Here is a 25636-nt window from a genome sequence, read left to right on the forward strand (position 1 = left end):
CTCACCGACAACGTTGCTACCACCGGTTGACACCAAGGGCCACTGTGCTGAAATATGCGGTTCCAACCGTCGAAGAAGGGCGACTGGCCCATCGGGCGGCCAGGGAGTCCGCAAGCGGGACACAGCGCGGTACATGCCCGGATTGCTCGTTGTGGGGTCCACGAGTACTAGCATTGGCAACGCAGCAGTAGAAGCACAAGAAGAATGGGGACGCGTGAGTCACGCGATTGCAATGGTGCCGGATCCACATTTAATGGAGTCCATGAGGGCCGTCGGCTACACACTGGAGACCGCGGTCGCCGACATAATCGATAACTCGATTACGGCTGGCGCGACTGAGGTGAGCCTGCTGTTTTCCCCTCAGCCCGAACCCTACGTTGCGATCGTTGATAATGGAACGGGTATGTCGTCTGGGGCAGCCCAAAACGCCATGCGATTGGCTGGCTCGAACTCGAGGGATCACCGAAACTCCCATGACCTTGGGCGGTTTGGCTTGGGGTTGAAAACGGCGTCGATATCTCAATGCAGGGACTTGGTCTTGGTTACCAAGCAAGACGGTTCCCTCAGCGGTTACCGATGGGATCTCGACTATCTGGTGGAAACGAAGAGCTGGAGCCTGCTGGAGCTAACCGAGGACGAGTGTCGGTTACTGCCGGGCTTTGATGAGCTCGACAAGCATCAAAACGGAACGCTTGTGCTGTGGAGGAAGCTCGACCAGCTAGAAGCGGCGGTGGGAGACCTGATTGCAGGGCTGGATGCTCACATGATCGACGTGCGCAAGCACCTAGCCCTCGTGTTTCACCGGTTCCTTGCCGGCGAGCACGGCAGCAAGTTCTCAATCGCCATCAACTACCGCAATGTATCTGGCGCAGATCCGCTCCTGCAGAACCACAAAGCAACCCTTCCTGGCCCTATCGAACGTATTGACGTCGAAGGCGAGTCCATCGAGCTTCGTCCGTACACTCTTCCTCACCTGAATAAGCTCTCTACTGCGGATCGACAGCGTGCGCAGGTTGAAGGCTCGATGCGCGACAGCCAAGGATTCTATATCTATCGTGAGAAGCGTTTGGTGATTTGGGGCACTTGGTTCCGCATTGCACCCAAGCACGAATTAGGCAAACTCGCTCGGGTGCGGGTCGATGTGCCGAACTCCCTTGATCACCTATGGGCTCTCGACATCAAGAAGGCTCAAGCGGTTCCGCCGCCGAGCATCCAACGCCGTCTTCGTCAGGTTGCCAACAACATAATCGCTCCGAGCCGCAAGGTTCACGAGTACAGGGGCCGTCGCACGGGAGCTCAACAGCACACGAGGCTCTGGAACGTATACGACGACCGCAACTCGTTCCGGTACGAGATCAACAGGGAGCATCCCGCAGTGATTGCACTAGGTTCCCAGCCGGCAAGTGACGGTCAATCAGTGGACTCTCTGCTTCGGCTGCTGGAGAGAAGCTTCCCAGTGGATGACGTCTACAACCGTATGGGCCAGGACCAGACCCAGCTGGACAGTAAGGACTCCGACTTAGACTTGATGCTTCTCGCCTCATCCCTATGGAACTCACTTCAAGGAACGCTGGCGCCGGAAGCTTTCGTGCAGTCGATCGCCGGCACCGAACCATTCGACTCCAACCCTAAGTCACGCCAAATACTGGAAGAAGCGGTTACTAACCATGACTGAACTTAAATTTGCTTTCCCGCTGTCCTCTGTCGAAGGTGCAGTATTAGGTTTGCTGACCGACCCAAAGACCGGCGAAAGCTACATTGGTCTCACGGAGTCGCAGGTCGAGGATGCGTTCAAGCTGGTGCTTCCTAACATGTCTGTAGATGCGACGGACGAACAACTTCGCCAGTTGCGGAGACGGGTGATGGATCGTGTAGGTGCTCACATACCTACCGGGCGAGGTAATGGTCCGGTTGTGAAAAACCACATCCCATGGCTGCCGGACGCGAAGGCCGAGATTAAGTGGAACAGGTGGCGAGCCTATCGGACGATGCTCGCACGAGCAGGGCGCTCGGGGCAGATGCTGGAACGGCTGGACAAGTTTACAGATGACATCCTCGACCTTGCCGGTGATCCGAAAGCAGCGGGTCCTTGGAACCGGCGAGGGCTCATCATTGGAGATGTTCAATCAGGTAAGACGCAGAACTACTTGGGCTTGATCAACAAGGCAGCTGATGCAGGGTACCGGCTGGTGATTATCCTGTCGGGCAACACTGAGTACCTCCGTCGGCAAACTCACGAGCGCGTTGATGAGGGCTTCATCGGTCGTGACACAGCTCGAGTAGACACACCGAAGGGTGCTTCTTTGACGAAGGATGTTCACATCGGTGTTGGTCAAATTGATCGCAGCGTCGCAAATACAATCAGCCAGACGACTGTGCTGATGGACTACCTCCAAGCAAGCAAGAAGGCTTCGAGTATGCCTTTGCCTAATGATTCATCAGCTCCCGTTGTGTTCGTACTTAAGAAAAACAAACACGTCCTCAACGCGGTAACAGGCTGGGCTCGCAGCCAAACGGAGCACGGTCGGAAGATCGATCTGCCACTACTTCTACTCGACGATGAGTCTGATTACGCATCTATCAATACGGCCGCAGAAGAAGACCCGACGGCTATCAACGCTGCCATCCGCACTATCCTCGGCAGCTTCAGCAGGTCTTCCTACGTTGCCATTACCGCGACGCCTTTTGCCAACATCTTCATCGACCATGAGGCGTCCGGTGCCGTTGAAGAGGACGGCGAAGTCTATGATGACCTCTTCCCTGAGGATTACATCTACCCGTTGGAAGCGCCTTCGAATTATGTCGGCATCAGGGCTACGTTCGGGCGTTCGGAAGCGAGTAGCACTGGGCTGATGAATCTGTCGGATGCCCAGTCATGGATCCCCATTAAGCATAAGAAAACGCAAGCGGTATCAACCCTGCCGGAGAGTCTTCGGAAAGCTGTGCGCGTATTTCTACTGGCTAACGCAGTCATGGACCTTCGGGTTCAACCACCAAAGCGTAGATCGATGCTCGTGAATGTGTCCCGCTTCACTGCCGTTCAGGACAAGGTTGGGGACCTGCTGACGCAGGAGCTTTTCAGCTACAAGTCGGTTATTGAGCTACACAGTCTGGCTTATGCGCAGGGTGTAGGGAACGCGATACTCGATGAGTTCCGCGAGACGTTCCAGGAGACCTACGCCGAGAGCGATGAGGAGTGGGATGCTGTGCTCGAGCGGCTTCATAGTGCTGCGTCCGAAGTTAGGGTCAAGGTCTATAACTCGGCGGTGAACAGCCAAGGCGAGGACGACGAGTTCGAGGAACAAGTCCCGTCGCGACAGATAGCCGTGGGTGGCGATTTGCTTAGCCGTGGTCTCACCCTTGACGGGTTGGTTGTTAGCTACTTCCACAGGAGTGTTGGAGCCGCCGACACTATGATGCAGATGGCGCGGTGGTTCGGGTATAGGGACGGATTCCGGGACCTATGTCGCCTGTGGATTAGTGACAAGTCGGCGGCGGATTATAGATTTGTCGCCGATGCAATCGAGGAGCTTCGCGAGGACCTCGCGCAGATGCGTCGGAATAATATGACGCCGCGGGATTTTGGGCTGGCGGTTCAGCAGCATCCGGAATCACTGCTCATCACAGCGCGGAACAAGTCGAAGCACACTCTCGTGTCAGAGAAGGAGGTCAATCTGCTTGGACGGAATCTCGAAACAAAGCGCCTTTCCACCAACTTGGACGAGCAGCAGGGCAATCTCACTGCGCTTGAGAATTTGATGTCCGTGGGAGCAGAGTCAGCTTCCGCGCTTGACCAGACAAGTCGCGGGTATAACCGACTCAATGGTGTACCAAAGGAACTGGTGGCTGATTTTCTACATCAGTTCAAGGCGGCGAATGATGATATTTTCTTCACCGGGCCGGGTCTGGAAAGTATGATTCGGGCAAGCCAAGGGGATAAGTTTCGCGAATGGGATGTCGTCCTGATGAACGGTAAACGTGGTGATGATTCATCTCTTCTTCGAAATCACGATGGTCGGATTCTTCTCGTGGGCGGCGACACAAATGGAAGCGCAGTAATCAAGGCGCAAAGACAGCTCGTACTGAGAGCGACACCGCAACGAGGCGCAAGGACATTCGCTCCCTCGCTCTGGGTCAGCGGTGCACGGGCGCGAGTCGCAGGTAGTGATGATCTCCGTCGCTTGCTAGACGAGGAGGTTCAGGAGGCTGCAATCAACGCATATCTACAGAACGCCGCACCTGGCGCTGTGCCAGAGAGTGCTTTCTATCGCTTCCTCCCGAGGCCGCAACTGATGATCTACTGTCTTGACCCAAATCCTGCCGTGCTCCCTGAAGCGGGAAGGACCAGTGGAATCCGCATTGAAGGCGATGCGACGGATCAGGACGAGGAACTCGTTGAGTCTCTGCGAAAGGTGGAAGCACTCCTCGCACTGAAAATCGCGCTGCCCGCAGCCACTGGAAGGCCCTCGCCTGACGGGCGGGTCAGGTATGTGCTGAACAAGGTAGCCCAGCAGTACTGGTTGGACGACTTCGAAGACTTGTATATCGCAGGCGACGACCAGCAATGAGTGCGGAGGCTTGGTCAACCGATCGCTGGGTACTCGAGGTGAATGCTGGTCTAGACGGCCTGCGTGAACTTGATCCCGAAACTCCTACCCGTTTGGTCTACGGTGGTGACATACGCGGACGCATGAGCTTTGGATTGATCGCTAAGAGGGCTCCCGATCTGCCAGCACTGTCATCTGCTGTCGAAGTTGTTCGCGTAAGGCGGGAGCATGATCAGTCCTGGCTCCTTCTCTTCACGTTGGTGGACCGGACCTTCAGCCATGTCTTCGTCGAGTTGTGCGGGCAGATTTATGAGCAGGTGCGCTCGGAGCCCACAGAGGATGCGGGACTCGCCCGAGCACTAGCCTCTATCGAGGAGTGGCGTTCCCTCCTCAAGGATGACAAGCAGAAGCTGAGCACCGAAAGGATCAGGGGGCTCTACGCCGAGCTTGGCTTCGCTTTTGATCAGCTACGTCCCAGAGTGGGAGCCCGCTCCGTCATGAGTGCCTGGCAAGGACCATACGGCGCTGACCAAGATTTTGAGTTTCCTAAGGCTCGCTATGAGGTGAAGAGCAAACGAACCACCGCTCGGGCGATCGAGATTAGTTCCGAGTATCAGCTATCAGGCGCAGACATTGTGCTCGTTGTAGTCGAGGTGCTGGACAGCACAGTCCCGTTTGAAGGGGCAACGTCGCTTAGCTCGAAAGTGCGAGATATCAGATCGATTTTGGAGAATGACGATCCCGCAGGTCTTGAGGGGCTCGACCAAGCGTTGGAGGAGCTCGGCCTTGAGCTGAGCGACCCAGCGTACGAGGATGTGTACCTGTACTGCCGTTCGTTCAATTTCTTCTCAGTCGTTGATCCGTTTCCCCGCATCACCAGTGAGACTACGCCTCAGGGCATCACCAACGTCCGCTACAAGCTCAATCTTGATGAACTCGCGCCCTATCAAATTGATGAAAAGGCAGCCCTCTTGCCGCTGCCGAAAAGTGAGGATGAATAGTGGAAATCACCGACTATCGATCGAACTTGCTCTCCACCGTCGGATCGATTGCTGACGCTGAAGGCGAGTTCCTCGCCACGGCATTTACGCAGCGCTGTACGGAGATCCTCACCGAAGCAGGTGAATTCGATGATGTGGTCACGCTCGACTTTGAAGGCGTAGGTGCAAGGCGCCGCAAGCTAAAGGTAAACGGGTATGACCTAGAAAATGCTGATAATAGTGTCGCGCTCATCGTGACCTCCTTTTCTGGAACGAGCGAAACGGGCGTGCTTTCCTCAACAGACGCAAAATCAACGCTTAAAGCGGTTCAAAATTTCCTGTCTGAGGCCCGCGATGGATCGTTTTTTGAAGGGCGGGAGGAGAGCTCTGCGGCGTTCCAACTTGCTTACGACCTCCATCACAGGGCGGCGAACGTATCCAGGTATCGTATCTATCTATTGACGGATGACCGGCTAAGCTCGCGGCTACGCGAACTGCCGCCCGAGTCTGAGAGCGGCATTCCTGTCGACCTTCACCTATGGGACATAGAGCGGTTTCACCAGTTGCAGGAGTCCCAATCGGGACGTGAACCGCTTCTCATCGATCTCCGTGCATGGACAGGAGATGGCGGGCTGCCCGCGTTGGAAGTTGAGGCCACCAACGAGGTCAAGACATACCTCGCGTCCGTCCCCGGAAATCTCCTCGCCTCACTGTATGGGAGGTATGGAAGCCGTCTCTTGGAGAGTAATGTGCGGTCGTATCTTACCAACAGAGGAAAGGTCAACAAGGGAATTCGCGAAACGGTGTTCGCGACCCCGGAGAGATTTATGGCGTTCAATAACGGCATCACGGCGACCGCTACATCCGTGCAGACGAAGGACGGTTCTTCGTCATTAATTGCAATCGAAGATCTGCAGATTGTGAATGGCGGACAGACCACAGCGTCTCTGTTTTTTGTCGACAAGGAATCAAAAGACAAGAGCAGCCTCGATCGCGTCCACGTTCCCATGAAGCTCGTTGTTGTCGCTCCTGAACTTGCCAGCGATCTCGTTCCAAGTATTTCCCGATTTGCTAATAGTCAAAATGCTGTCAGTGCAGCTGACTTCTTCTCAAACAGCCCGTTTCACGTTCGGATCGAAGAGTTTTCACGGCGGGTGCTCGCGCCTGCGGTGGCAGGTGCAACCTATGACACGAAGTGGTATTACGAACGAACGCGGGGTCAGTACGAAAACGAGAGGAACAAGCTGCCCGCTGCGTCGGCTGCTCGTTTCGACAATCAGTACCCCAAGCACCAGAAGTTTGATAAGCCGGCGCTGGCCAAGTACGTAATGTCCTGGGAGCAACGACCGCACACAGTAAGCGGTGGTGCTCAGAAGAATTTTATTGCTTTCGCGGACATGGTAGCGAAGAGATGGGAGAAGGATGAGTCGGCGTTCAACGAGACATACTTCAAGGAAGCGGTCGCGAAGGCAATCCTGTTCAATTCTATTCGTGCGCACGTAGTCAAAACCTCCTGGTATCAGGAGGAGCGCGCCTACTTGGCCAATATCGTCGCCTACACCGTTGCCAAGCTTGCGCATCTTGTCGAAACCCAAGGTCGAGGTCGTTTACTCAATCTTGATCAGATCTGGCGGCGGCAAGCGGTTTCGGAGAGCTTGCTGGATGTAGCGCTCGATGTGGCTTCGGCTGTGCAGAAAATTCTTACTAATGAGCAGCGGCCGGTCCGGAACGTGACCGAGTGGGCGAAAAAGGTAGAGTGCTGGAACATCGTTGCTGCCTATCAGATCGCTCTTCCATTGGAGTTCTTGGCCAGTCTGGTCGATCCCTCCGCTGTTGCGGAAACGCGACGAAATGCGCGCCAGACTCAGAAAATTGACAATGGTATCAATCAGCAAATGCGTTTGCTCGAGGTTCCTGCCGCCCATTGGATTGAGCTTCGTGACTTTGCACTTAGCAACCGAGTGGGAAGCCCGACTGACATAGGAATTCTTGACCTCATGACCGGTCGACGACCGGGTCTACCTTCCGAACGGCAGGCGGCCCGTTTACTTGCCCTTGTGGGTGCAGCTAACGCGAAGGGCTTCAAGACATTTAGTCCCTGATAGCCTCCAGCATCGACGCCACTATTTCGCCAATCTGCTTAGCCAGAAGGGGTGGAACCGCGTTTCCAACTTGGTGAAACTGCTGGGTCCTGGGTCCCTCAAAAAAGTAGTTGTCGGGAAAGGTTTGCAGGCGCGCAGCTTCTCGCACGGTGAAGCTGCGTGCCTGCTCTCGTGCCGGGTGAATGTAGTAGTGCCCGTCTTTGGATATGTGCGAGACAATCGTCGTCGACGGCGCATCCCATACCTGAACTCGAAAGCGGTCGGTGAAAGGGGTGCCCTCCTTAGACACGTTGCTGTGTTCAGGATGCAGAATCGCGGGCAAGTCGGTGTACTTGGGACTCTTGCCGGTACGCTCCGCCATAGCTGCCATTACACGGTAGCGAGCGAGGTCAGACACCATGTGCGGTCGGGGCTGGTGCTGACTCGGAACGTCAACCATGTAATCTCTGATCCAGGAACGGTACGTTTGCGTTGCAGCACTGTGCCGACCACCTTCGGCCGAATACATGTCAAGCTCCTCGTCCGGAAGCGCTTGCAGTGCGGCCTGCTCTGCGAGCAGCCAATCAACGGTGGCTTTAGGTACTCGCTTTGACGTCTGTGCTCGAACGGACGGCAGGTCTTCCAGCGCTGCACGCACCGTGACAAGGCTGTCGGACGGAAGGAGAACCTGGCGCGGAACCAGCTGCGCTACGTCCGATCGGACACCCAACAGGATTACACGATGCCGTTTCTGCGGAACGCCGTATTCCTCCGCCCTGATGATGTAGTCAGAGGGGCGCAGATCTTCGGGGTCCTGGTCAACGACCAACGATCGGATCTCATACCGCACCCCGCTGGGTAGTGCTCGGAGGTCTGCCAGTATCGTTTGGAACATGCTGTCATCGCCATTCCTCGACGAAAGGAGGCCCTTGACGTTTTCCATGACGAAAATCGTTGGCTTGAATTCATTCAGTATGTGGAGATATTCGCGGTAGAGGAAGTGCTTGTGATCGGAGGCGAAGCTCGCGTCTCCTGTTCGTCTTGACCTGCCGGCAAGAGAGTACGCTTGGCAGGGCGGGCCCCCAATCAGAACCCACGGCGCATCTTTCCTGTGCCGCAGGAGTCTTTCGCGGATCAAGGTGTCCACGTGGGTTCTAGAGTCCGCGCCGAGTACTTCGCGATGAACTTTGTCCCGTGACTCCAGATAAGCTTCTTTGAAAGTTCCGCTATAGATCTCTGCCCAAGTCTTACGCCCGAGGATGTAGTCAAAGTAGCCCTCAAGGCTCTCTCCGGCTCGATTTAGGTGCCGGTAGGTTTCGCGGAGACGGAGGGTCTCGCAGGCGTAGGCGTCCATTTCGAAGGACGCGGCGTTTGAGAAGGCGTAGGACCCGTCTGAGTTACGGACATTGGAGAATCCTTCGTTGAGGCCGCCTGGGCCGGCGAAGAGGTCGATCAGGGGATACACTGCAGCCTTCCATGTGGTGACACTCCAGGATACCAGGGTAGTGCGCCCGTCAAAGGCCGTCGGCGGGTATGTGGATGGTCCGGGTGGAGCTGGAGTCGTACAGCCAGTTGCCGTTAGCAGCGATCAAGGCTCTGCGCTAGGTGCCTTGCCGACGCGGTGCTGCAGGTTCATTCCTACAATGTCTCTATGACAGATCGCCTGACGCCTGAGCAGCGGAGCGCGAACATGTCGAAGATCCGTGCCGCGAACACGAAGCCGGAGATGCAGGTTCGCAGGATGGTGCATCGGGAAGGCTATCGGTACCTGCTCCACGACAAGCGGCTGCCGGGCAAGCCAGATCTTGTCTTTCCAGGACGTCGGAAGGTCATCTTCGTTAACGGCTGCTTCTGGCACCATCACGTGTGCCGGGCAGGCCAATACACTCCTAAGACGAACGCGGAGTTTTGGTCCGCAAAGCGACAGCGGAACGTCGAGCGGGACGCAGAGCAGATCCAGAAGCTCGGTGAACTTGGCTGGAAGATCCACGTCGTGTGGGAGTGTGAACTTAAGCACCCGGATGAGGTGCTGCAGGGGCTGACGCACTTTTTATCCTGACGGAGATCGGTGAACCCGCTGTCGTGGCGAGCGAACGCGCATCGGTTGATCTCCTGTAGGACTACCTGCGGCACTTTGTACCCGGCCCGCTATCCTGAAGGCCCGAGCGCCGCGCCGGGATGCAGGAGACAGGTGCCGTACATGCAGCAGCTTCCCACGCCCAGCATCACCCCGAACCAGTACAACCCTCCGCCCTCCCAACTGGACCGCATCACCGAACTCGCGGGCGACCTTGCCGGACAGTTCGAGCTGGTCCCGCTGCTCGAACGCGTCCTCGGGCACGCCGCCGCCCTCCTCGGATGTGAGAGCGGTTCGATCTCGATCGTTCACGAGGCTGAGGGCTATTACCGCAAGGAAGTGGACCAAGGCGTCGGCTGCCGCGAAGGCCAAACCTTCCCCCTGACCGAAGGCCTTACCGGGCAGATCGTGAAGACGCGCGGCACCGTGATCCTCGACCGCTATGCGTCGGTACCCTTGGGCCACATCGACCCGGCCGATCCGCGGTGGGGGAGCGCCGTCATCGGCGTCCCCATCACCTGGGCCGGCACCATCATCGGCACGTTCGCCATCTTCAGTGACGGCCCCGGCCGGGTCTTCAACTCCACCGACGCGTCCCTCGTGGAACTCTTTGCCAACCACGCCGCCATCGCCATCATGAACTCCCGGCTCCACCAGGCGGCCGCTGCAAAGGAACGCGAAGCGGCCGTCGCGGGTGAACGCGAGCGTGCCGTACAGGAGGTCCACGAGACCATTGGCCGGTCTCTCGGCTCGCTCCTGCTGCACCTCGACCGTGCGGACAAGACGACGCCAGCAGGCTCGCCCTCCACCCAGCACAGCGACGCCGCCCGGGTGCTCGCCCACGAGGCGCTCTTCGAAACCCGCCGCACCGTGCTGGGACTCGGACCCTCCAGTCTGGCCGACCGCTCGTTGGAGGAGGCGGACCGCCAAGAACTTGACCGGGTGAGCGCGAGCGATCCGATGGACGTGACGCTCCTCGTGAACGGCAATCCTCACGAACTGGCGCCCGTCGTCGCCCATCAGCTCTTCATGATCATCCGGGAAGCTGTGGCCAACGCGATGGCGCACGCCTGCGCCTCCGGGTGCCGGGTGGGCATCTTCTACGACACCACCGGCATCACGGCCGTCATCGAGGACAACGGCCGCGGGTTCGAGGGCCGGGACAGCACGAACCTGAAGGGCAGCCGGCTCGGTCTGCACGGAATGGCAGCCCGGGCGCACTACCTGCGCGGCGAGCTCCACATAGAGTCCACGCCGGGCTGGGGGACGAGCATCCGCGCGCAGGTGCCGTACTCCTCGAACGGTGACGCCTCCCGCGAGCGGTGGAAGGTCCTCGTCGCCTGCACCCAGCCACTTCTCCGGGCCGGGCTCGTTCGGCTGCTCGAGACATCCGAGCCGTCGGTGCAGGTACTCGGCGAGTTCGGGAGGCTCGAGGACCTTACCGAGTCGGTGTCCCTGCTGCAGCCGGACATGATCGTCCTCGACGAGCACCTGCTGTCCCGGTATGCCGAGGCCCGGGCGACGGATTCGGACACCGTTGAGCGGCCGGTGGTGGCCGTCGTCGACCATTTTGCGGACGAACTCCTGGCCGCCGACGCGTCGTCGGGCGTGCGGGGCTTCCTCTCGTTGTCCTCGACACCCGCCGAGGTGGCGCGCGTCGTCGTCGCCGCCGCCCGCGGGGACGCGCTGCTGGATGGGGCGATGTTCACGCGGCTCACGGAAAGTCGCACATCGGACGCTGGCGAGGCGATATCACTGGCAGCCCGCGAACTCGAGGTGCGCGACCTGCTGGCCGAGGGGCTGGCGGACAAACAGATTGCCACGCGCCTCGGGATCTCGGTCAAGACGGTCAGCACGTGGGCGCGATGCTGCGGAAGCTTGGAGCCCGGAACCGCACCATGCTGGTTGGCCTGCAGCACCAGGGTCAGGCAATCGCGAACTTCCGGTAGGCGGCAACGGCCGTCCTTAACTCACGTCTGAGCTGCCACCAGCACGCTCACCAGGTGCGCGGCCCAGAGGATCATCACGAAGCCCCAGCGGCGGTGGCGTCGAGGATGAACCGGGCCGTCTCCTGCGGCTGGTCCCAGTGCGGGAAGTGCCCGCAGTCCTCGAAGACATGCAGGGTGGCGTCCGGATAGAGGGACATGGCGACGGCGGCCTCACTGAGCGGGGTGACCCTGTCCGACCGGCCCCAGCCGAACGCCAGCCGGCTCTTGAGCGTCCCCTGTGGCGCGCCAGCCTGGCGCGGTCCGTGCGCGAGCGACTTCCGCGCGTCGTCGAGACTGGGCGAGGTGGCGAATCCGCGGAGCTCCGTCAGGACGAGGTCCGGGTCGAGCTTCCAGGGTGCCGCGGAGAACTGGGCGAGCAGCGCCGTCCGGCCCGCAGCCTGCCGGACGAGTGACGGCAGCACGGGCTGGAGGCGCCGCACCAGCGCGATGGACGCGGTGATGCTGCCGTTGAAGATGCGCACCTGGGTGTCGTTCCAGAATCCTCCGGAATCGAGGGCGACGACGTTGCCTGCGTGACCCCGCCGCGCCAGCTCGACCACGATCCGCGCACCCATCGAGCTTCCGACCAGATCCGCGTTGCCCAGGTTCTCCTGCTCGAGGAACTGCCCGACGGCGTCCGTGAGGGTCTCGATGGTCACCTCGCCCGTGAGCGGTTCGCTGCCGCCGAACCCGGGGAGATCGATGGCGATGACCTCGCGCTGGTCCTGCAGCAGGGGGAGGACAGGATCCCAAGTGCGGAGGCTCGAACCGAGCCCGTGCACGAGCACGAGTGGCTTTCCGGTGCCGGTTCGTTCGGTGTGCAGCATGTGGGAGCCTTCCGTAGCGGACGCGAGACCCCAGTGTATGCGGGCGTAGGGCGCTGAAGTCGATCCTGGCGCTTACGAGGGATCGGGCAGGAGAAACTGTGATTGCTTCTGTGAGAATGGGCGCATGACTCAGACAGAGATCCGCCACCACGAGCAGTCCGTCACGATTGAGGCGTCGGCGGATGCCGTCTACGACCTCGTCTCCGACATCACCCGCACCGGTGAGTGGAGTCCGGTGTGCACGCGGTGCTGGTGGGACGACGACGCCGAGGCAGGCCGGGTCGGTGCCTGGTTCACCGGACACAACGAGCTTCCGCACCGCACGTGGGAGACCCGGTCGAAGGTCTTGGCCGCGGAACCCGGGCGCGAGTTCGCCTGGGCGGTAGGCGGCGACCGGGTGCGCTGGGGCTACACGTTGACGCCGTCCGGCACCGAAACAGTCCTGACCGAATCGTGGGACTTCCTGCCGGGCGGCATCGCCTTCTTCGAGGAGAAGTTCGGGAGCAAGGCGGCTGCCGAGATCGCCGACCGGACCCAGCAGGCGCTCGACGGCATCCCGACGACGCTCGCCGCCATCAAGCGGATCGCCGAGAACGGCTCGTAGCCGCCGCAGCGGAAGCAACCTCAGTAAGCCGCAGCGCCCGCCGTCGCCACTTCCTGGTCCTGCTCGATGGTGCCGACGGAGACGCCGATCCATCGGGTAGCCAGGCTCGGTGGCTTCCGACGCAGCAGCGTCAGTTCTCAGCCTTGTACCACTTCGGCTCCGGCAGACCGGCCCGCTCCCGAATTCCCCGGGACAGCCGTTCGATGGATTTCAGCGCACTGGTCACATCGTCGACCGAGACCTCGAAGGGCATGTTGTGGATCGTATCCTCGGGCGCGCTCGCGGTCTCCGCCACACGGCGCAGGTCCTCGTCGTCATCGACCGTCAGCCCGATCTCTGTCAGCGTGTTCGGCAGCCCCACGCGCGTGGTGAACTCGACGAAGTCGCGGATCTCGTCACTCGGCGCACCCTCCAGGACCAGCTGGGTGAGCGAGCCGATGTTGACCTTCTCCCCGTGCGCCAGCCCGTGGGTCTGCGGCGCGGCGGTCAGGCCGTTGTGGATGGCGTGCGCGGCAGCGAGACCACCCGATTCGAAGCCGAGACCCGAGAGCAGGGTGTTCGCCTCCACAACACGCTCGACGGCAGGCGTGACGAGATTGTCCCGCACCGCGTCCAGCGCCGGGAGCGCGTTCTCCCACAGGACGTCCCAGGATAACTTCGCAAGGGCTGTACCGCTGAGAGTGGGCAGCCCGCCGGCCATGGTGGTCGCGAACGCCCGCTGCGTGGCGCGGGCCTCGAGCCAGGTGGCAAGGGCGTCGCCGACGCCGGCAGCAAGGAACGACGCCGGAGCGTTGGCTACGAGCTGGGTGTCCACCAGCACCAGGTCGGGGTTCCTCGGGAAGAAGCGGTACTCCTCGAACACGCCGTCCTCGGAGTAGATCACCGACAGGGCCGAGGCCGGAGCGTCCGTCGACGCCACGGTCGGGACGGTGACCCAGCGGATCCCCGCAGCGTGACCGGCGGCCTTGACGGCGTCGATCGTGGAACCGCCGCCGAGGGCCACGATCACGTCGGAGCCGTTCTCCTGGATGAGTCCGCTCAACCGGTCCACTTCCTTGGCGCTGGGCACCCCGTTGAAGACAATGCGGTTGGTGGGCAGGTCCGCGGAGCTGAGGGACTTTTCGACCTCGTGGGACACGAAACCCCAGACGATGTCATCGGACACGAGGAGCGGTGTGCTGCCGATCGGGGCGAGGAACTCGCCGAGGCGGCTGATGGCGCCCTTGCCCTGGACGTAGCGGGCCGGGCTGATCATGGTGCGGATCTGTGCAGCAGGGACCTTCGTCGAATCGGACATCGGGGTCTCCTTCCAGTGGTGGGTGTCATTCCAACCTACGATTGCGCGACGAGGTGATGCCCGGGCCTTCGCCTCTTGCTAATCCACCTTGAATCGGCATGCCCGGAGCGGCAGACTGCAGAACAAGCACTACGCATCCGCGGGAGCGCACCCGAGCCGGAAGGCACCACCGCATGATCTTCATCGTCGTCAAATTCAGGGTCAAGCCCGACTGGGCGGACCGCTGGCTGGACCTGACCCGTGACTTCACCGAGGCCACCCGGCAGGAGCCGGGTAATCTCTGGTTCGACTGGTCCCGCAGCGTGGAGGATCCTGACGAGTTCGTCCTCGTCGAGGCGTTCCAGGACGACGCCGCCGAGGACCACGTGAACAGCGCCCACTTCGGGCAGGCCATGCAGGACATGCCGCAGGCCCTCCGGGAGACCCCGGAGATCATCAGCGAGAAGATCGACGCCGAGGGCTGGGGGCGGATGGGCGAGCTCACCGTCAGTTGACGGGCGCCCGACGGCGGGACGGGGACGGGCGTCGGTGCACTTACCGAGACGCGCTCTGTGATGGGTGAAGATACTTACATGGACCACGACCCCACTCCGCCGTCAATGATCACCCGACTCCTCGAGGAGATTTCGTGGGAGAAAGCGGTGAACTACCGTCGTGGCGGCCGAGGAATGGAGAACGTCCTCACAGCAGAGGTGCTCATCGGTCTGGACCTGCTGCCGAGGACACACTTCTTTGCGGCGGTCATGCGTTCCTGCTCAGGTGCCGACGCGGCCCGGTCGATCCTGGCGGACCAAGCCGAGTCCGCGCGGATGTCGCTGCTTCCCGGGGACATGTCGGTGAATCCCGCCGTGGTGGCACAGAAGTTCATCGTGCAGCCGGACGCGCTGATCCTCAGTCCGGAAGTCTTCGCCTTCGTCGAGGCGAAACGCATCAGGACCAGCGCCTTCCAGCCCGAGCAGCTGGCCCGTGAGTACCTGACCGTCATGAACAACGCGGGGGACCGCACTCCACTGTTGTTCCTCCTCGGCGTCGCGCCGCCCGTCTCCGTGAGGGGGCTGGGCAAGATGTCGCCGAAGGACGCCGTCAGGCTGCACCTGCCCGCCGTCCTCGAGCGGGCGGGAAACACAGGGCCGACTGAGGAAGAGCTGATGGACCGGCTCGACGACGTCGTCTGCTGGATCTCCTGGGAGGACCTGCTCGCATCGGTGAGGACTCAGCTGGCCGCCTTCTCCTGCAAGGACACCAGCACCGATGCCGCCGTGCACCGCACCGCGAGTCAGGTGATCAGCGCCGTGTCCTGGCACGCGTGAATCGGAGACCGATCGCTACTGTCTGGCGCCGGGCGACTCGACAGAGAGGCCGGCCTGAACAGCGGCTACTCGCATTTCTGCGTCATAGGTCACCAGCATGTCGGCTTCGAGGCGGATCGCCGTCGCGAGGTGAAGTGCATCAGCGCTCCTGAGCCGTCCTGGGAGTGCTGCAGCAACCAGGAAGTCTGATCGCGTGGCATCGGCTAGATCCACCCCTCTCAGAACCGCGTTCACCGACGCCGGCGGTATAGCCGCGCGTCTTTGTGATGCGCAGTGCAGTTCGGTGTGAAGGAGCATGGAGGCAACGATGTCGAGATTCGGGGTACCTGATAGATACTCGGCCACGTGTTCGGACTCGCGCTCCTCGACCAGAAGCTTCAGGGCAGCGGACGTATCCAGATAAGCGATCATCGATCACCGCGAAGATCAGAAAGAATGTCGGCAGACGCGTCCTCGATCTTTACGCGCTGTAACAATCGGAAGTCGACTCTTCCTGCGGGCGCGGGGCGTACGCCGCCCGAGCGGAGCAGTCGCTCGTAGGGAGTGCGGGACGGCGGGACGAGTGTCGCGGCGACCTCGCCGTTGTTGGTGACGCTGATCGTCTCGCCGTTCTTGACACGTTCGAGGATCTTGCTGCTCTGGTTTCGTAGCTCGCGATGCGGGATGATGGTCATGGGAACCTCCGTAGCAAATGTAGCAAGTCTAATTGCCGACCGGTAGGCTTACTGGTCGTAGCGGTGCCGGCATGAAGGGGACGGGACCTCCACGCCGGCACCTGTTCAGGGGCAATTCGGTCCGCCTATTAAACCCTCGGGGGTAGAGGGACCGCGGACTGTACTGCGTCAGGGCCTCGAGCGGATCACAGGTCCGCGAGGAGGCCCTTCATCTCCTCGATCTCGGCCTGCTGGGTCTCCACGATTGTCTCGGCCATGGCAAGGGCATCCGGGTACTCGCCGTTGTCGATCTCGGTGCGCGCCATGTCGATCGCGCCCTCGTGGTGGGCCGTCATGGACTCGAGGAACATACGGGAGGCCTCGGGGGCGTCAGCGGATTCGAGCTCGGCCATCTGGTCCTCGCTCATCATCCCGCCCATGCCCATTCCATCCGTGCCCATTCCGCCCGTGCCCATTCCGTCCATATTTCCCATCGACCCAGAATCGGATCCCATGGAGCCCATGCCATGGCCGTCCTCTCCGCCCATGGGGCTGTCCCACGTCTCGAGCCAGCTCTCCATGGTGTCCATCTCGGGACCTTGGGCGGCCTTGATCCGTGACGCGAGGTCCGCGATCTCGGGGCTGACGCCGTCCTTCCCGAGCATCAGCTCGCTCATCTCCACGGCCTGCTCGTGGTGCGGGAGCATCATCTGCGCGAACATGACGTCCGCGGCGTTGTGCTCGTCCGCTGCGGGGTCGGAGCGTGTACTCGCCGTCGCATCGCCGGACGGCGACGCTCCGCCTGGCGCACTCGTGGCGGGGGCTGCAGGTGCCGAGCTGGAGGTGTCCGTGCTGCCGGTATCGGCGCCGGCGGTCGAGCCGTCGTCGGCCCCGCAGGCGGAGAGGGTGAGTACCGCCGCAAGGCTCAGGGCGGCAAGGGAAAGGGAACGCTTCATCATGGTCAGATCCTTCAGAACTCGAAAAGGGGTGTGCTGTCAGTCGCTTCCGCCCCATCGAGGGGCGGCGCGGCACGTGCCATCGGCGCAGGAGGGCGAGGGCACGCGGAGAATCCGGCCCTACCGCCAGTGGCGGAACGGGCCGCGGATTCTACCTGCGGCTGATGCAGAGCTGAGTCAGTGAAGGAGTAGGGACTGCCCGGGAGGTCCGGTGCGCCAGCGGTGGCCCACGCCGGAGCAGGGGGAATGCCAGGGCACGGCCGGTCGGTGTGAGGAGCCGCACGATCCCGACCAGGACAAGGGCCAGCACACAGATGCTCAGTGCTACCTCGCCCGAGCAGTCCGATCCGCATCCCGCGGGCACTGCCAGGTCGGAGAGATCGTCACCTGGCACGGTGAGCGCGGGAAGCACCGGCGCTGCTGAACTGGAATGCGTGACCGGTCCATCCGCGAGGTACACGCGTGGTGCGTCAATCGAGTACGCCCCAGCAGCGGGAGACGCTGAGTTGGAGATCGACGTCGTGCCGGTGCCGTGATGGGCGGTGGCTCCGTGTCCGCCCATCCAGACATGCATCGCAAGTATTCCGATGATCATCGCGGTCAGGCCGACGAAGGAGAGCAGGGCAGGAAGCAGGGATTGGACCGTGAACGGCAGGGCCGGACGACGCCGTCGTTCGGTGATTCCGTTCACCGCCTCCTCCTTTCCTTCGTAGGATGTCAGCTCGAACGTATACCCCCATGGGGTATAGGGCAACGTGGCGTCAGGGGCCGATATCAGCTAAGAGCCGATTGCGGCCACCACGCTGCGGCAACGGTGATCTACTGGAGAGTCACGCAGAAGCCTTCAGAGAGGAGCACCACCGTTGACTGATGCATCGGACATACCCTCCGTCACCGCGAGCCTCCGCCTCATCCAGGACGAACTCGCCGGAGCAGCGGACGGTCTGCAGGAGGACCAGCTCGCAGCTCTCGTCTCCGAGATCCAGCAGGCGAAACGGGTCTTCGTCACCGGCGGCGGGAGAAGCGGCCTCGCGCTGCGTATGTACGCCATGCGCCTCATGCACCTCGGCCTGACCGTCCACGTGGTGGGTGAGACGACGACGCCGGCCATCGGCTCGGGTGATCTCCTGATCGTCGCGTCCGGTTCGGGCACCACGGCTGGAGCGGTTGCAGCAGCGCAGACCTCGGTCTCCGAGGGCGCCCGCGTCGCGGCCCTGACCACCGACGGCGACTCGAAGCTCGCAGGCATCGCCCACGTCGTCGTCGTGATCCCCGCGGCACAGAAGACCGACCACAGCGGCGCCGCTTCCCGCCAGTACTCGGGCAGCCTCTTCGAGCAGGCGCTCCTGCTGGTGCTCGACGCCGTCTTCCACACCCTCTGGCAGGCCGAGGGCACACCCGCCGAGGACCTCTGGCCCCGGCACGCGAACCTCGAGTAGCGCCGCCGTCATCTCCATCCCCAGCAAGCAAAGGACACCAATGAAACTGCAACTCGCCATGGACGTACTGACCCTCGAGGACGCCCTCGAACTCTCCGGGAAGGTGGCCGAGTACGTCGACATCATCGAACTCGGCACCCCGCTGGTGAAGAACGCCGGTCTCGCGGCCGTCACCGCGATCAAGGCCGCGCACCCCGACAAGATCGTCTTTGCCGACCTGAAGACCATGGACACCGGCGAGCTCGAGGCCGGTGCAGCTTTCGAGGCCGGCGCCGATCTCATGACGGTGCTCGGCGTGGCCGATGACTCCACCATCGCCGGTGCCATCAAGGCCGGCAAGGACTACGGCCGCGGCGTCGTCGTCGATCTCATCGGTGTCGGCGACAAGGCAGCCCGCGCCAAGGAGGTCACCGAGCTCGGTGCCGAGTTCGTCGAGTTCCACGCGGGCCTCGACGAGCAGGCCCAGGACGGCTATGACCTCAATACCCTGCTGACCGCGGGCAAGGAGTCCGGCGTCCCGTTCTCCGTCGCCGGTGGCGTGGAGCTCGACACCATCAAGGACGTGCAGTCCGCCGGTGCCACCGTCGCCGTCGTCGGCAGCGGAATCTACAGCCACGACGATCCCGCGAAGGCCGCGCGCGAACTGCGTGAAGCCATCAGCTGATCCACCCGACTCCTGACAGGGTGTAGCGCACAGAAAGGCCGGTCCCTCCAGGGGCCGGCCTTTCTGCTGTATCGAACGGTCTACTGCACCGCGGTCCTGTGCCCTTTCTCCCGCGCGACGACGCCGTCGATGTCGACGAAGCCATCGATGGCATCGGCTGCCGGCGGCTTCGTGGCGAAGCTCAGACCGACCATGACGACGACGTTCGCGATCAGCCCCAGGATGCCCGGGTTGATGTCGAACAGGGGCTCGGCCACGAACTGGTAGTAGTAGTTCACCAGTGCCCCCACGAGCAGTCCGGCGATCACGCCGGGAGCCGTGGCCCGCCGCCAGTACAGGGCGCTGTACACGGCCGGGGCGAACTGCACGATCGACCCGTACGCGCCGAGCAGCAGGGCGATCAGCCCCTGTCCGCCGAAGACCGCGATGAGGTACGCGGCCCCACCGATCACGACGACGGCAGTCCGCATGGTCACGAGCGTGCGCTGCTCCGGCATGTTGGGCCTGATCTGGTGGACGACGCCGTTCGTGAACTCCATGGACGCGCTGTGCGTGATCGCGTCGGCGGACGACATGGCGGCCGCCAGTGCACCGGCGCCCACCAGGCCGTAGAGCCAGCCGGGCATCTGCAGCACATTGGTGATCAGGTGGGGGAGGATCTCGTCGGGGACCACGTCCCCCGACTGCACTGCGCCGATGGCTGCGAAGCCGGCCAGCAGCAGCGGGATCAGGAACAGCGCGAACACCGGGTAGATGAGTACGGTGCGCTTGATGGTGACGGGCCGCGAGGAGTACGACTTCGAGAACAGGTGCGGCCACATCAGGATGCCGATGAGGGACACCAGGATGGTGGTGGTGTAGGCCGTGGCCGACATCGTCGATCCCTCGGAGCCGATCTCCAGGAACCCCGGCCGGTCGCGAGCGATGCTCGAGAACATGGCGCTGGTGCTGCCGTGGAGCTGGACGACCACGACGATCCCGATGACCCAGGAGATGAGCACCATCAGGATGGCCTGGAACACATCCGACCAGGCGGCGGCGCGCAGGCCGCCGGTGGCGACGTAAACCACCACGATGCCATAGGCGGCCAGTGCGCCCAGCCAGAACGGTACCCGGCCGTCGGTCATGATGTTGAAGATGTACGCCATGCCCTTCATCTGCGTCGCGAGGTACTGCACGAAGGCGAAGAGGGCGATGACGGCGATGAGCACGGGGATGGCCCTGTTGCGGAAGCGCGCGAAGAGGAACCCGGAGACGGTGTAGAGATCGAGGCGTTGGCCGATCTTCCGGATCTTCGGCCCGATGATGTACCAGGGCAGGATGCCGAACGCGGTGTAGACGATGATGTAGTACGCCGGCGCGCCACGGTCGAAGGCCCAGCCCGGCGCGCCGAGGAACGAGAACGCGCTGAAGACCGCGCCGCCCATGAGGCAGGCGGTGACGAGAATGCCGAGCGTGCGGCCGGCGACGGCGAATTCACTGACGGATCCACCGCGGCCCTTGCCCGCCCAGAGTCCGATGAGCAGTGCGATGGCCAGATAGGCCAGCATGATCGTGAGGGCCCATTGCCAGTCCTGCATCAGTGATCACCCTCCTGCTGCTTGCGCTCCGGGTCCAGGAAATAGAGAACGATCACCGCGACGACCACGATGAGTACCCACAGGATCATCCAGAAGAAGCTGAACGGGAAACCGAGAACGATCGGCGTCTCGCGGTTCGCAAAGCTATAGAGCGGGAAGATCAGCGGCAGGAACGCCGCCACGGACACGATCGTGAAGATCGCGGTGAACGTTTGCTTTTTCATCCTTCACCTACTTTCGCTGCTGTGCTGGTGGTCAGGGCGCCGTCGATGAGTTCGGTGGCTATCCCGGTGAGGGCGTGCAGGCCGGAGACCAGGTCCTCGTCACGGGTGAACTCTCGCTCGCAGTGGGAGACGCCGTCCACGGAGGGGACGAAGAGCATGACGGACGGGACGATGCTGTTCATCGCCACCGAGTCGTGACCGGCCATGGTCTGGATGCGGCGGATCCCGAGTCCGAGCGTGGCGGCCACCTTCTCGGCGAGCTCCACACCGTTCTCCGGGAAGCGCTGGATGGGTCTGATGTCGAAGTCCCGCACGGTGATGCGCAGGTCCTGCTCCTCGGCCAGTGTGCTGAGCTGACGGATGAGTGTGGTTCGAGCACTTGCCACGATGTCGGGGTCCCCCGAGCGCAGATCCGCCACGAGGTGCACCCTGCGGGCGACGACGATGGGGGAGTTCGGCTCCACGTTGAACCGTCCCACGGAGGAGACCATCGCCTCCTCCTCGAAGTCCTGCGTGACCTCGTGGACCAGCTGGACCACTCGGGCCGCTCCGAGCAGGGCATCATGACGATCGGCCATGGCGGTGGCGCCGGTGTGGGACTGCTCGCCGAGCACCTCGATGTCGAGCTTCTGCGTGTACCAGCTCGAATCGACGGCGCCGAGCGTCAGGGACTCGCGCTCGAGCCGGCGTCCCTGCTCGATGTGCACCTCAGCGTAGCCGACGGCCTCGGGACGCTCGTCGGTGCCGCGGAAGCCGATCCCGTCCAGGGCGTCCCGGACGGAGACGCCGTCGAGATCCTGCACCGCCAGCATCTCCTCCTGGTCCATGAGCCCGGCATAGACGGAACTGCCCATGAGGGACGGCGGGAATCTGGCGCCCTCCTCGTTGAACCAGTTGACGACGGCGAGATTGTGCGTGGGGGGATCCGAGGCCGCGATCTGTTCGCTGATGGTCCGTGCGGCGTGCAGGGCTGCGACGACGCCGAAGGCGCCGTCGAAGCGCCCGGCCAGCGGCTGGCTGTCCAGGTGGGATCCGATGAGCACGAAGGGCGCTCCGGGTGTCCACTCCAGCAGCGCGAACATGTTGCCGATGCCGTCCACGCGGACGGGCCAGCCCTGCCGCGCTGCCCATTCGGCGAACCAAGTCCGGGTCCGGCCGTCCTCCGGCGTCGCGGCCTGGCGTTCCACGCCGTTCCCGCTCGTGGCGCCGATGGTCGCGACCTCGTGGAAGTCGGTCAGGAAGGCTTCAGCGGACACGGTGGGGCTCCTTCGGCTCAGGGATGTCGGCGGTCTGGTGGCAACAGGATCATGGGGCAGACCAGACGCACTCGCCGCCCACCCAGGTGGAGCGGACAGTGGTCCGGTGGATGTCGGAGCTGTCGATGACGGTGATGTCGCGGTCCAGCACCACGAAGTCCGCGAGCTGACCGGGAGTGAGGCGACCCTTGAGGTGGGCCTCGCCCGTAGCGGCCGCTGAGCCATGGGTGTAGACGCCGAGGGCATCGAGGACGTCCAGCTGCTGCCCGGGCCCGACGACGAGTCCGTCAGCGGATTCGCGGGTCACCATGCTCTGCAGGGCCAGGAGCGGGTCGATCGGCACGATCGGGTAGTCCGAGGAGCCGGCGACGGCGATCCCGGCGTCGAGCATGGACCTGTGCGCGCAGGTCAGCTGCGCCCGTTCCTCGCCGTAGTACTCGGTGATCTGGTGGCCGTAGAAGTGGATGAACGCCCCGAACGGGACGGGGGTGACCCCGGCACGCTTGATGCGGTCGATGATCCCGGCGTCCACGATGCTGCAGTGCTCGATCCGGTGATTGATCCTGCCCGCTGCTGCGTCCGGCGGATCCGGCGTCAGGGACTCGATCGCGTCGAGCACCTTGCTGATCGCGAGATCACCGTTGGCGTGGACGGCGGCGCGCAGACCGGCGTCGTGCACCTTCCGGAGCTGCTGGGTGAACTGCTCGTCACCGAGGACCTGCAGGCCGTTGGGGGAGTCGCTCTCGCCGGGATAGGGCTGCCTGCAGAGGCAGGTGCCGCCGCCGAGTGCGCCGTCGAGCATCATCTTCACGCCGGCGAACTGGAGGCGTGTGTCCGCGGGGGAGATCGGCGGTGAGGCCGGATCGAAGTAGCTGTGCCAGAGCAGCATGTTCACGCGCGGGGTGAGCGTCCCGGCGTCGAGCGCCGCCCGGTACAGGCGCTCCTCCACAGGGGTGACGATCGCGTCGCAGTAGGAGGTGATGCCCACGGCGTGCAGTTCTGCGTTGACCTCGGCCAGCGCGGCGGTCTGGGCGGAGAGGTCGGTGGCGTCCACGAGGGTGCCCTTGCCGGTGCCGGGCAGCCACTGGTCCAGCCAGGCGCGCTCGAACATCCAGCCGTTGAGCCTGCCGTCCGGATCGGTCAGTAGTTCGCCGCCCGCAGGTGCGTCCGCAGCGGTACCGTAGCCCATCAGTTCCAGGGCGGCACTGTTGGCGACCGCTCGATGGAAGCTGTACTGGATGAGCAGGATCGGCCGGTCGCGGGAGATGGAGTCGAGGAAGGCGCGGTTGACGACGTCGGCCGTGAGGCGGCGGTCGTTGAGGGCGTGCCCGATCACCCACGCGCCGTCGGGCAGTGTGGATACCCGATCTGTGACGGCCCGGCGCAGATCGTCGGCATCGTCGACGTCGGTGAGATCGAGCCGGGCCCGCGCCAGTGCGGCCTGGGACACGTGGCAGTGGGCGTCGTTGAAGCCCGGCACCACGAGGGCGCCGTGGAGGCGGATCTGCTCGGCGTCGGGGTGCTGCTGCTCCAGGAGTGCCAGGGTGCCGGTCGCGGTGATCCAGCCGTCCCGGACGGCGAACGCCTCGGGCTCCGTGCCGTCGAGGGCGATGATCCGCTCGGCGGTGAAGATCCGCACAGGCCGCCCGGCGTCGGCCACCCTACGCGCCCGTGTAGTACCGGTCGGCCACCTCGAGTGCGGCGTCGAGGGCCTCGACACCCTCGGCGATCTCCTCCGGAGAGGTGTTGCAGGGCGGAACCACGTGGGTGCGGTTGAAGTGCGTGAACGGCCAGAGCCCGTGCTTCCTGCACTCGGCGGCGAACTCGGTCATGGGCCGCGCGTCGTCGCCCGTCGCGTTGAAGGGTACGAGCGGTTCGCGGGTGTCGCGATCCCGCACGAGTTCCAGCGCCCAGAAGACGCCAAGACCTCTGACCTCTCCCACGCTCGGGTGGCGCTCGGCGAGCCCGCGCAGGGCCGGGCCGATGGTGTCCTGACCCAGCGTGCGGGCGTTCTCGACGATGCGCTCGTCGTGGAAGGCGGTGATGGAGGCGACGGCGGAGGCGCACGCGAGCGGGTGCCCGGAGTAGGTCAGGCCGCCGGGGAAGGGCCGGTCCCGGAAGTACTCGGCGATGCTGTCGGAGATGATCACGCCGCCCAGGGGCACGTAGCCGGAGTTGACGCCCTTGGCGAAGGTGATCAGATCGGGGGTGACGTTCCACCGGTCGACGGCGAACCATTCACCGCAGCGGCCGAAGCCTGCCATGACCTCGTCGGCGATCATCACGATGCCGAACTCGTCGCACAGTGCCCGTACCCCGGCCAGGTAGTTCTCCGGCGGAACCAGGATGCCGTTGGTCCCGACCACGGGCTCGAGGATGATGGCCGCGACGGTGTGTGCACCCTCGACCATGATGGTGTCGCGCAGGTGGGCCAGTGCACGCTCGCATTCCTCCTCCTCGGTGGTGGCGAAGAAGGGCGAGCGGTACAGGTACGGGCCCCAGTAGTGCACGACGCCGGCCATCGCCGGTTCCGACGCCCAGCGGCGGGGATCCCCGGTCATCGTGATGGCTCCCGCCGTCGAGCCGTGGTAGCTGCGGTACGCTGCCATGACCTTGTGCCGCCCGGTCGAGAGCCGTGCCATGCGGGCGGCGTTCTCGGTGGCCTCGGCTCCGCCGTTGGTGAAGAACACGGAGTTCAGGTCTCCCGGGGCCACCTCGGCGATGAGGCGGGCGGCCTCGGAGCGGGCATCATTGGCGAAGGCGGGTGCGATGGTCACGAGCTTCCCGGCCTGCTCCTGGATCGCGGCGACGACGGCGGGGTGCTGGTGCCCCAGATTGAGATTGACGAGCTGGGAGGAGAAGTCGAGGTACCGGGTGCCGTCGTAGTCCCAGAAGTACGAGCCGTGGCCGCCGGCGACGGGTAGCGGATCGATGTGGCCCTGGGCGGACCAGGAGTGGAACACGTGCGTCCGGTCGAGGCGGCGGATCTCTGCTCCGGCGTCCGGATCGGCCGAGATGTCGGTTGTCGATGTCATGGGATTCTCCTGTGGGTGGGGACCACGAACGGCTCTCGAACGGGGCCTGTTCCTGCCTCCGAGGATAGGGGCGAACCCCTACCCCAACAATAGGGGACCTGCGGCATTCGCCCACGAA

At 63.0% G+C, this 25636-nt stretch carries 23 protein-coding genes; 11 read left to right on the forward strand and 12 right to left on the reverse strand.

Annotated features, from left to right (window positions below):
* Positions 1 to 214: 214 nt before the first annotated feature.
* From E8P82_RS07670 to E8P82_RS07685, 4 genes are read left to right on the forward strand one after another with little or no spacing between them, the layout of a single operon-like run.
* Positions 215 to 1675, forward strand: coding sequence for an ATP-binding protein (locus E8P82_RS07670; protein WP_168796518.1), 1461 nt, complete (start codon positions 215 to 217; stop codon positions 1673 to 1675).
* Positions 1668 to 4568: a Z1 domain-containing protein gene (locus E8P82_RS07675; protein ID WP_136453898.1), complete on the forward strand. Its 2901-nt coding sequence runs from the start codon at positions 1668 to 1670 to the stop codon at positions 4566 to 4568. The genes E8P82_RS07670 and E8P82_RS07675 overlap by 8 nt, the downstream gene beginning before the upstream one ends.
* Positions 4565 to 5548, forward strand: a complete 984-nt coding sequence (locus tag E8P82_RS07680) for a PD-(D/E)XK motif protein (RefSeq protein WP_136453899.1) — start codon at positions 4565 to 4567, stop codon at positions 5546 to 5548. Before E8P82_RS07675 ends, E8P82_RS07680 begins: the two co-directional genes overlap by 4 nt.
* Positions 5548 to 7629: an AIPR family protein gene (locus E8P82_RS07685; protein ID WP_168796519.1), complete on the forward strand. Its 2082-nt coding sequence runs from the start codon at positions 5548 to 5550 to the stop codon at positions 7627 to 7629. The genes E8P82_RS07680 and E8P82_RS07685 overlap by 1 nt, the downstream gene beginning before the upstream one ends.
* Here E8P82_RS07685 and E8P82_RS07690 read toward each other — a convergent pair.
* Positions 7619 to 9073, reverse strand: a complete 1455-nt coding sequence (locus tag E8P82_RS07690; protein ID WP_246021079.1) for a DNA cytosine methyltransferase — start codon at positions 9071 to 9073, stop codon at positions 7619 to 7621. The two genes, E8P82_RS07685 and E8P82_RS07690, sit on opposite strands and share 11 nt — an antisense overlap.
* 186 nt (positions 9074 to 9259) lie before the next feature.
* Here E8P82_RS07690 and E8P82_RS07695 point away from each other — a divergent pair, with 186 nt between their 5' ends.
* Positions 9260 to 9667 carry a very short patch repair endonuclease gene (locus E8P82_RS07695; RefSeq protein WP_136453901.1) on the forward strand — a complete coding sequence of 136 codons (408 nt, stop codon included), beginning with the start codon at positions 9260 to 9262 and terminating at the stop codon, positions 9665 to 9667.
* A 141-nt stretch (positions 9668 to 9808) separates the two neighbouring features.
* Entirely contained in the window at positions 9809 to 11665 is a 1857-nt protein-coding gene (locus E8P82_RS07700; RefSeq protein ID WP_136453902.1) for a GAF domain-containing protein, read from the forward strand.
* A gap of 43 nt (positions 11666 to 11708) precedes the next feature.
* Here the strand turns inward: E8P82_RS07700 and E8P82_RS07705 are convergent, their stop codons facing one another.
* Positions 11709 to 12500 carry an alpha/beta fold hydrolase gene (locus tag E8P82_RS07705; RefSeq protein ID WP_136453903.1) on the reverse strand — a complete coding sequence of 264 codons (792 nt, stop codon included), beginning with the start codon at positions 12498 to 12500 and terminating at the stop codon, positions 11709 to 11711.
* A gap of 124 nt (positions 12501 to 12624) precedes the next feature.
* Between E8P82_RS07705 and E8P82_RS07710 the strand changes: the two genes are divergently transcribed.
* Positions 12625 to 13104 carry an SRPBCC family protein gene (locus E8P82_RS07710; RefSeq protein ID WP_136453904.1) on the forward strand — a complete coding sequence of 160 codons (480 nt, stop codon included), beginning with the start codon at positions 12625 to 12627 and terminating at the stop codon, positions 13102 to 13104.
* A gap of 130 nt (positions 13105 to 13234) precedes the next feature.
* On the opposite strand, the gene E8P82_RS07715 is transcribed toward E8P82_RS07710, so the two are convergent.
* Complete coding sequence (locus E8P82_RS07715) at positions 13235 to 14401, reverse strand: glycerol dehydrogenase (RefSeq protein ID WP_136453905.1); 1167 nt, start codon at positions 14399 to 14401, stop codon at positions 13235 to 13237.
* Positions 14402 to 14574: 173 nt separating this feature from the next.
* On the opposite strand from E8P82_RS07715, the gene E8P82_RS07720 reads away from it, so the two are divergent.
* Together E8P82_RS07720 and E8P82_RS07725 are read left to right on the forward strand one after the other, a co-directional pair.
* Positions 14575 to 14895 carry a putative quinol monooxygenase gene (locus E8P82_RS07720; RefSeq protein ID WP_136453906.1) on the forward strand — a complete coding sequence of 107 codons (321 nt, stop codon included), beginning with the start codon at positions 14575 to 14577 and terminating at the stop codon, positions 14893 to 14895.
* 78 nt (positions 14896 to 14973) lie between these two features.
* Positions 14974 to 15711, forward strand: coding sequence for a hypothetical protein (locus E8P82_RS07725; RefSeq protein WP_136453907.1), 738 nt, complete (start codon positions 14974 to 14976; stop codon positions 15709 to 15711).
* A gap of 15 nt (positions 15712 to 15726) precedes the next feature.
* Here the strand turns inward: E8P82_RS07725 and E8P82_RS07730 are convergent, their stop codons facing one another.
* From E8P82_RS07730 to E8P82_RS07745, 4 genes are all read right to left on the reverse strand, one after another.
* Positions 15727 to 16122 (reverse strand): type II toxin-antitoxin system VapC family toxin, encoded by a 396-nt coding sequence (locus E8P82_RS07730; RefSeq protein ID WP_136453908.1) that lies wholly within the window; start codon positions 16120 to 16122, stop codon positions 15727 to 15729.
* Positions 16119 to 16385 carry a type II toxin-antitoxin system Phd/YefM family antitoxin gene (locus tag E8P82_RS07735; RefSeq protein WP_136453909.1) on the reverse strand — a complete coding sequence of 89 codons (267 nt, stop codon included), beginning with the start codon at positions 16383 to 16385 and terminating at the stop codon, positions 16119 to 16121. Before E8P82_RS07735 ends, E8P82_RS07730 begins: the two co-directional genes overlap by 4 nt.
* A 185-nt stretch (positions 16386 to 16570) precedes the next feature.
* Positions 16571 to 17323 carry a DUF305 domain-containing protein gene (locus E8P82_RS07740; protein ID WP_425456009.1) on the reverse strand — a complete coding sequence of 251 codons (753 nt, stop codon included), beginning with the start codon at positions 17321 to 17323 and terminating at the stop codon, positions 16571 to 16573.
* A gap of 148 nt (positions 17324 to 17471) precedes the next feature.
* Entirely contained in the window at positions 17472 to 18011 is a 540-nt protein-coding gene (locus E8P82_RS07745) for a hypothetical protein (RefSeq protein WP_136453910.1), read from the reverse strand.
* A gap of 172 nt (positions 18012 to 18183) precedes the next feature.
* On the opposite strand from E8P82_RS07745, the gene hxlB reads away from it, so the two are divergent.
* Both hxlB and hxlA read left to right on the forward strand, forming a co-directional pair.
* Positions 18184 to 18759, forward strand: a complete 576-nt coding sequence (gene hxlB, locus E8P82_RS07750; RefSeq protein ID WP_136453911.1) for a 6-phospho-3-hexuloisomerase — start codon at positions 18184 to 18186, stop codon at positions 18757 to 18759.
* Positions 18760 to 18799: 40 nt separating this feature from the next.
* On the forward strand, positions 18800 to 19423 hold the full coding sequence (gene hxlA / locus E8P82_RS07755) for a 3-hexulose-6-phosphate synthase (RefSeq protein ID WP_136453912.1): 624 nt from the start codon (positions 18800 to 18802) through the stop codon (positions 19421 to 19423).
* Between the two features lie 80 nt (positions 19424 to 19503).
* On the opposite strand, the gene E8P82_RS07760 is transcribed toward hxlA, so the two are convergent.
* From E8P82_RS07760 to E8P82_RS07780, 5 genes are read right to left on the reverse strand one after another with little or no spacing between them, the layout of a single operon-like run.
* Entirely contained in the window at positions 19504 to 21003 is a 1500-nt protein-coding gene (locus E8P82_RS07760) for a sodium:solute symporter family protein (RefSeq protein ID WP_136453913.1), read from the reverse strand.
* Positions 21003 to 21227: a DUF3311 domain-containing protein gene (locus E8P82_RS07765; protein WP_136453914.1), complete on the reverse strand. Its 225-nt coding sequence runs from the start codon at positions 21225 to 21227 to the stop codon at positions 21003 to 21005. Before E8P82_RS07765 ends, E8P82_RS07760 begins: the two co-directional genes overlap by 1 nt.
* The gene (locus E8P82_RS07770; protein WP_136453915.1) at positions 21224 to 22483 is read right to left on the reverse strand and encodes a M20 family metallo-hydrolase; all 1260 of its coding nucleotides are present in this window, start codon (positions 22481 to 22483) and stop codon (positions 21224 to 21226) included. Before E8P82_RS07770 ends, E8P82_RS07765 begins: the two co-directional genes overlap by 4 nt.
* A 49-nt stretch (positions 22484 to 22532) precedes the next feature.
* Positions 22533 to 24143: an amidohydrolase gene (locus tag E8P82_RS07775; protein WP_168796520.1), complete on the reverse strand. Its 1611-nt coding sequence runs from the start codon at positions 24141 to 24143 to the stop codon at positions 22533 to 22535.
* A 1-nt stretch (position 24144) separates the two neighbouring features.
* A complete protein-coding gene (locus E8P82_RS07780) occupies positions 24145 to 25518 on the reverse strand; it encodes an aspartate aminotransferase family protein (RefSeq protein WP_136453917.1) in 1374 nt (457 codons plus the stop codon).
* Between the last annotated feature and the right edge of the window lie 118 nt (positions 25519 to 25636).

It is taken from the genome of Arthrobacter echini, assembly GCF_004803505.1.
GTDB lineage: Bacteria > Actinomycetota > Actinomycetes > Actinomycetales > Micrococcaceae > Arthrobacter_D > Arthrobacter_D echini.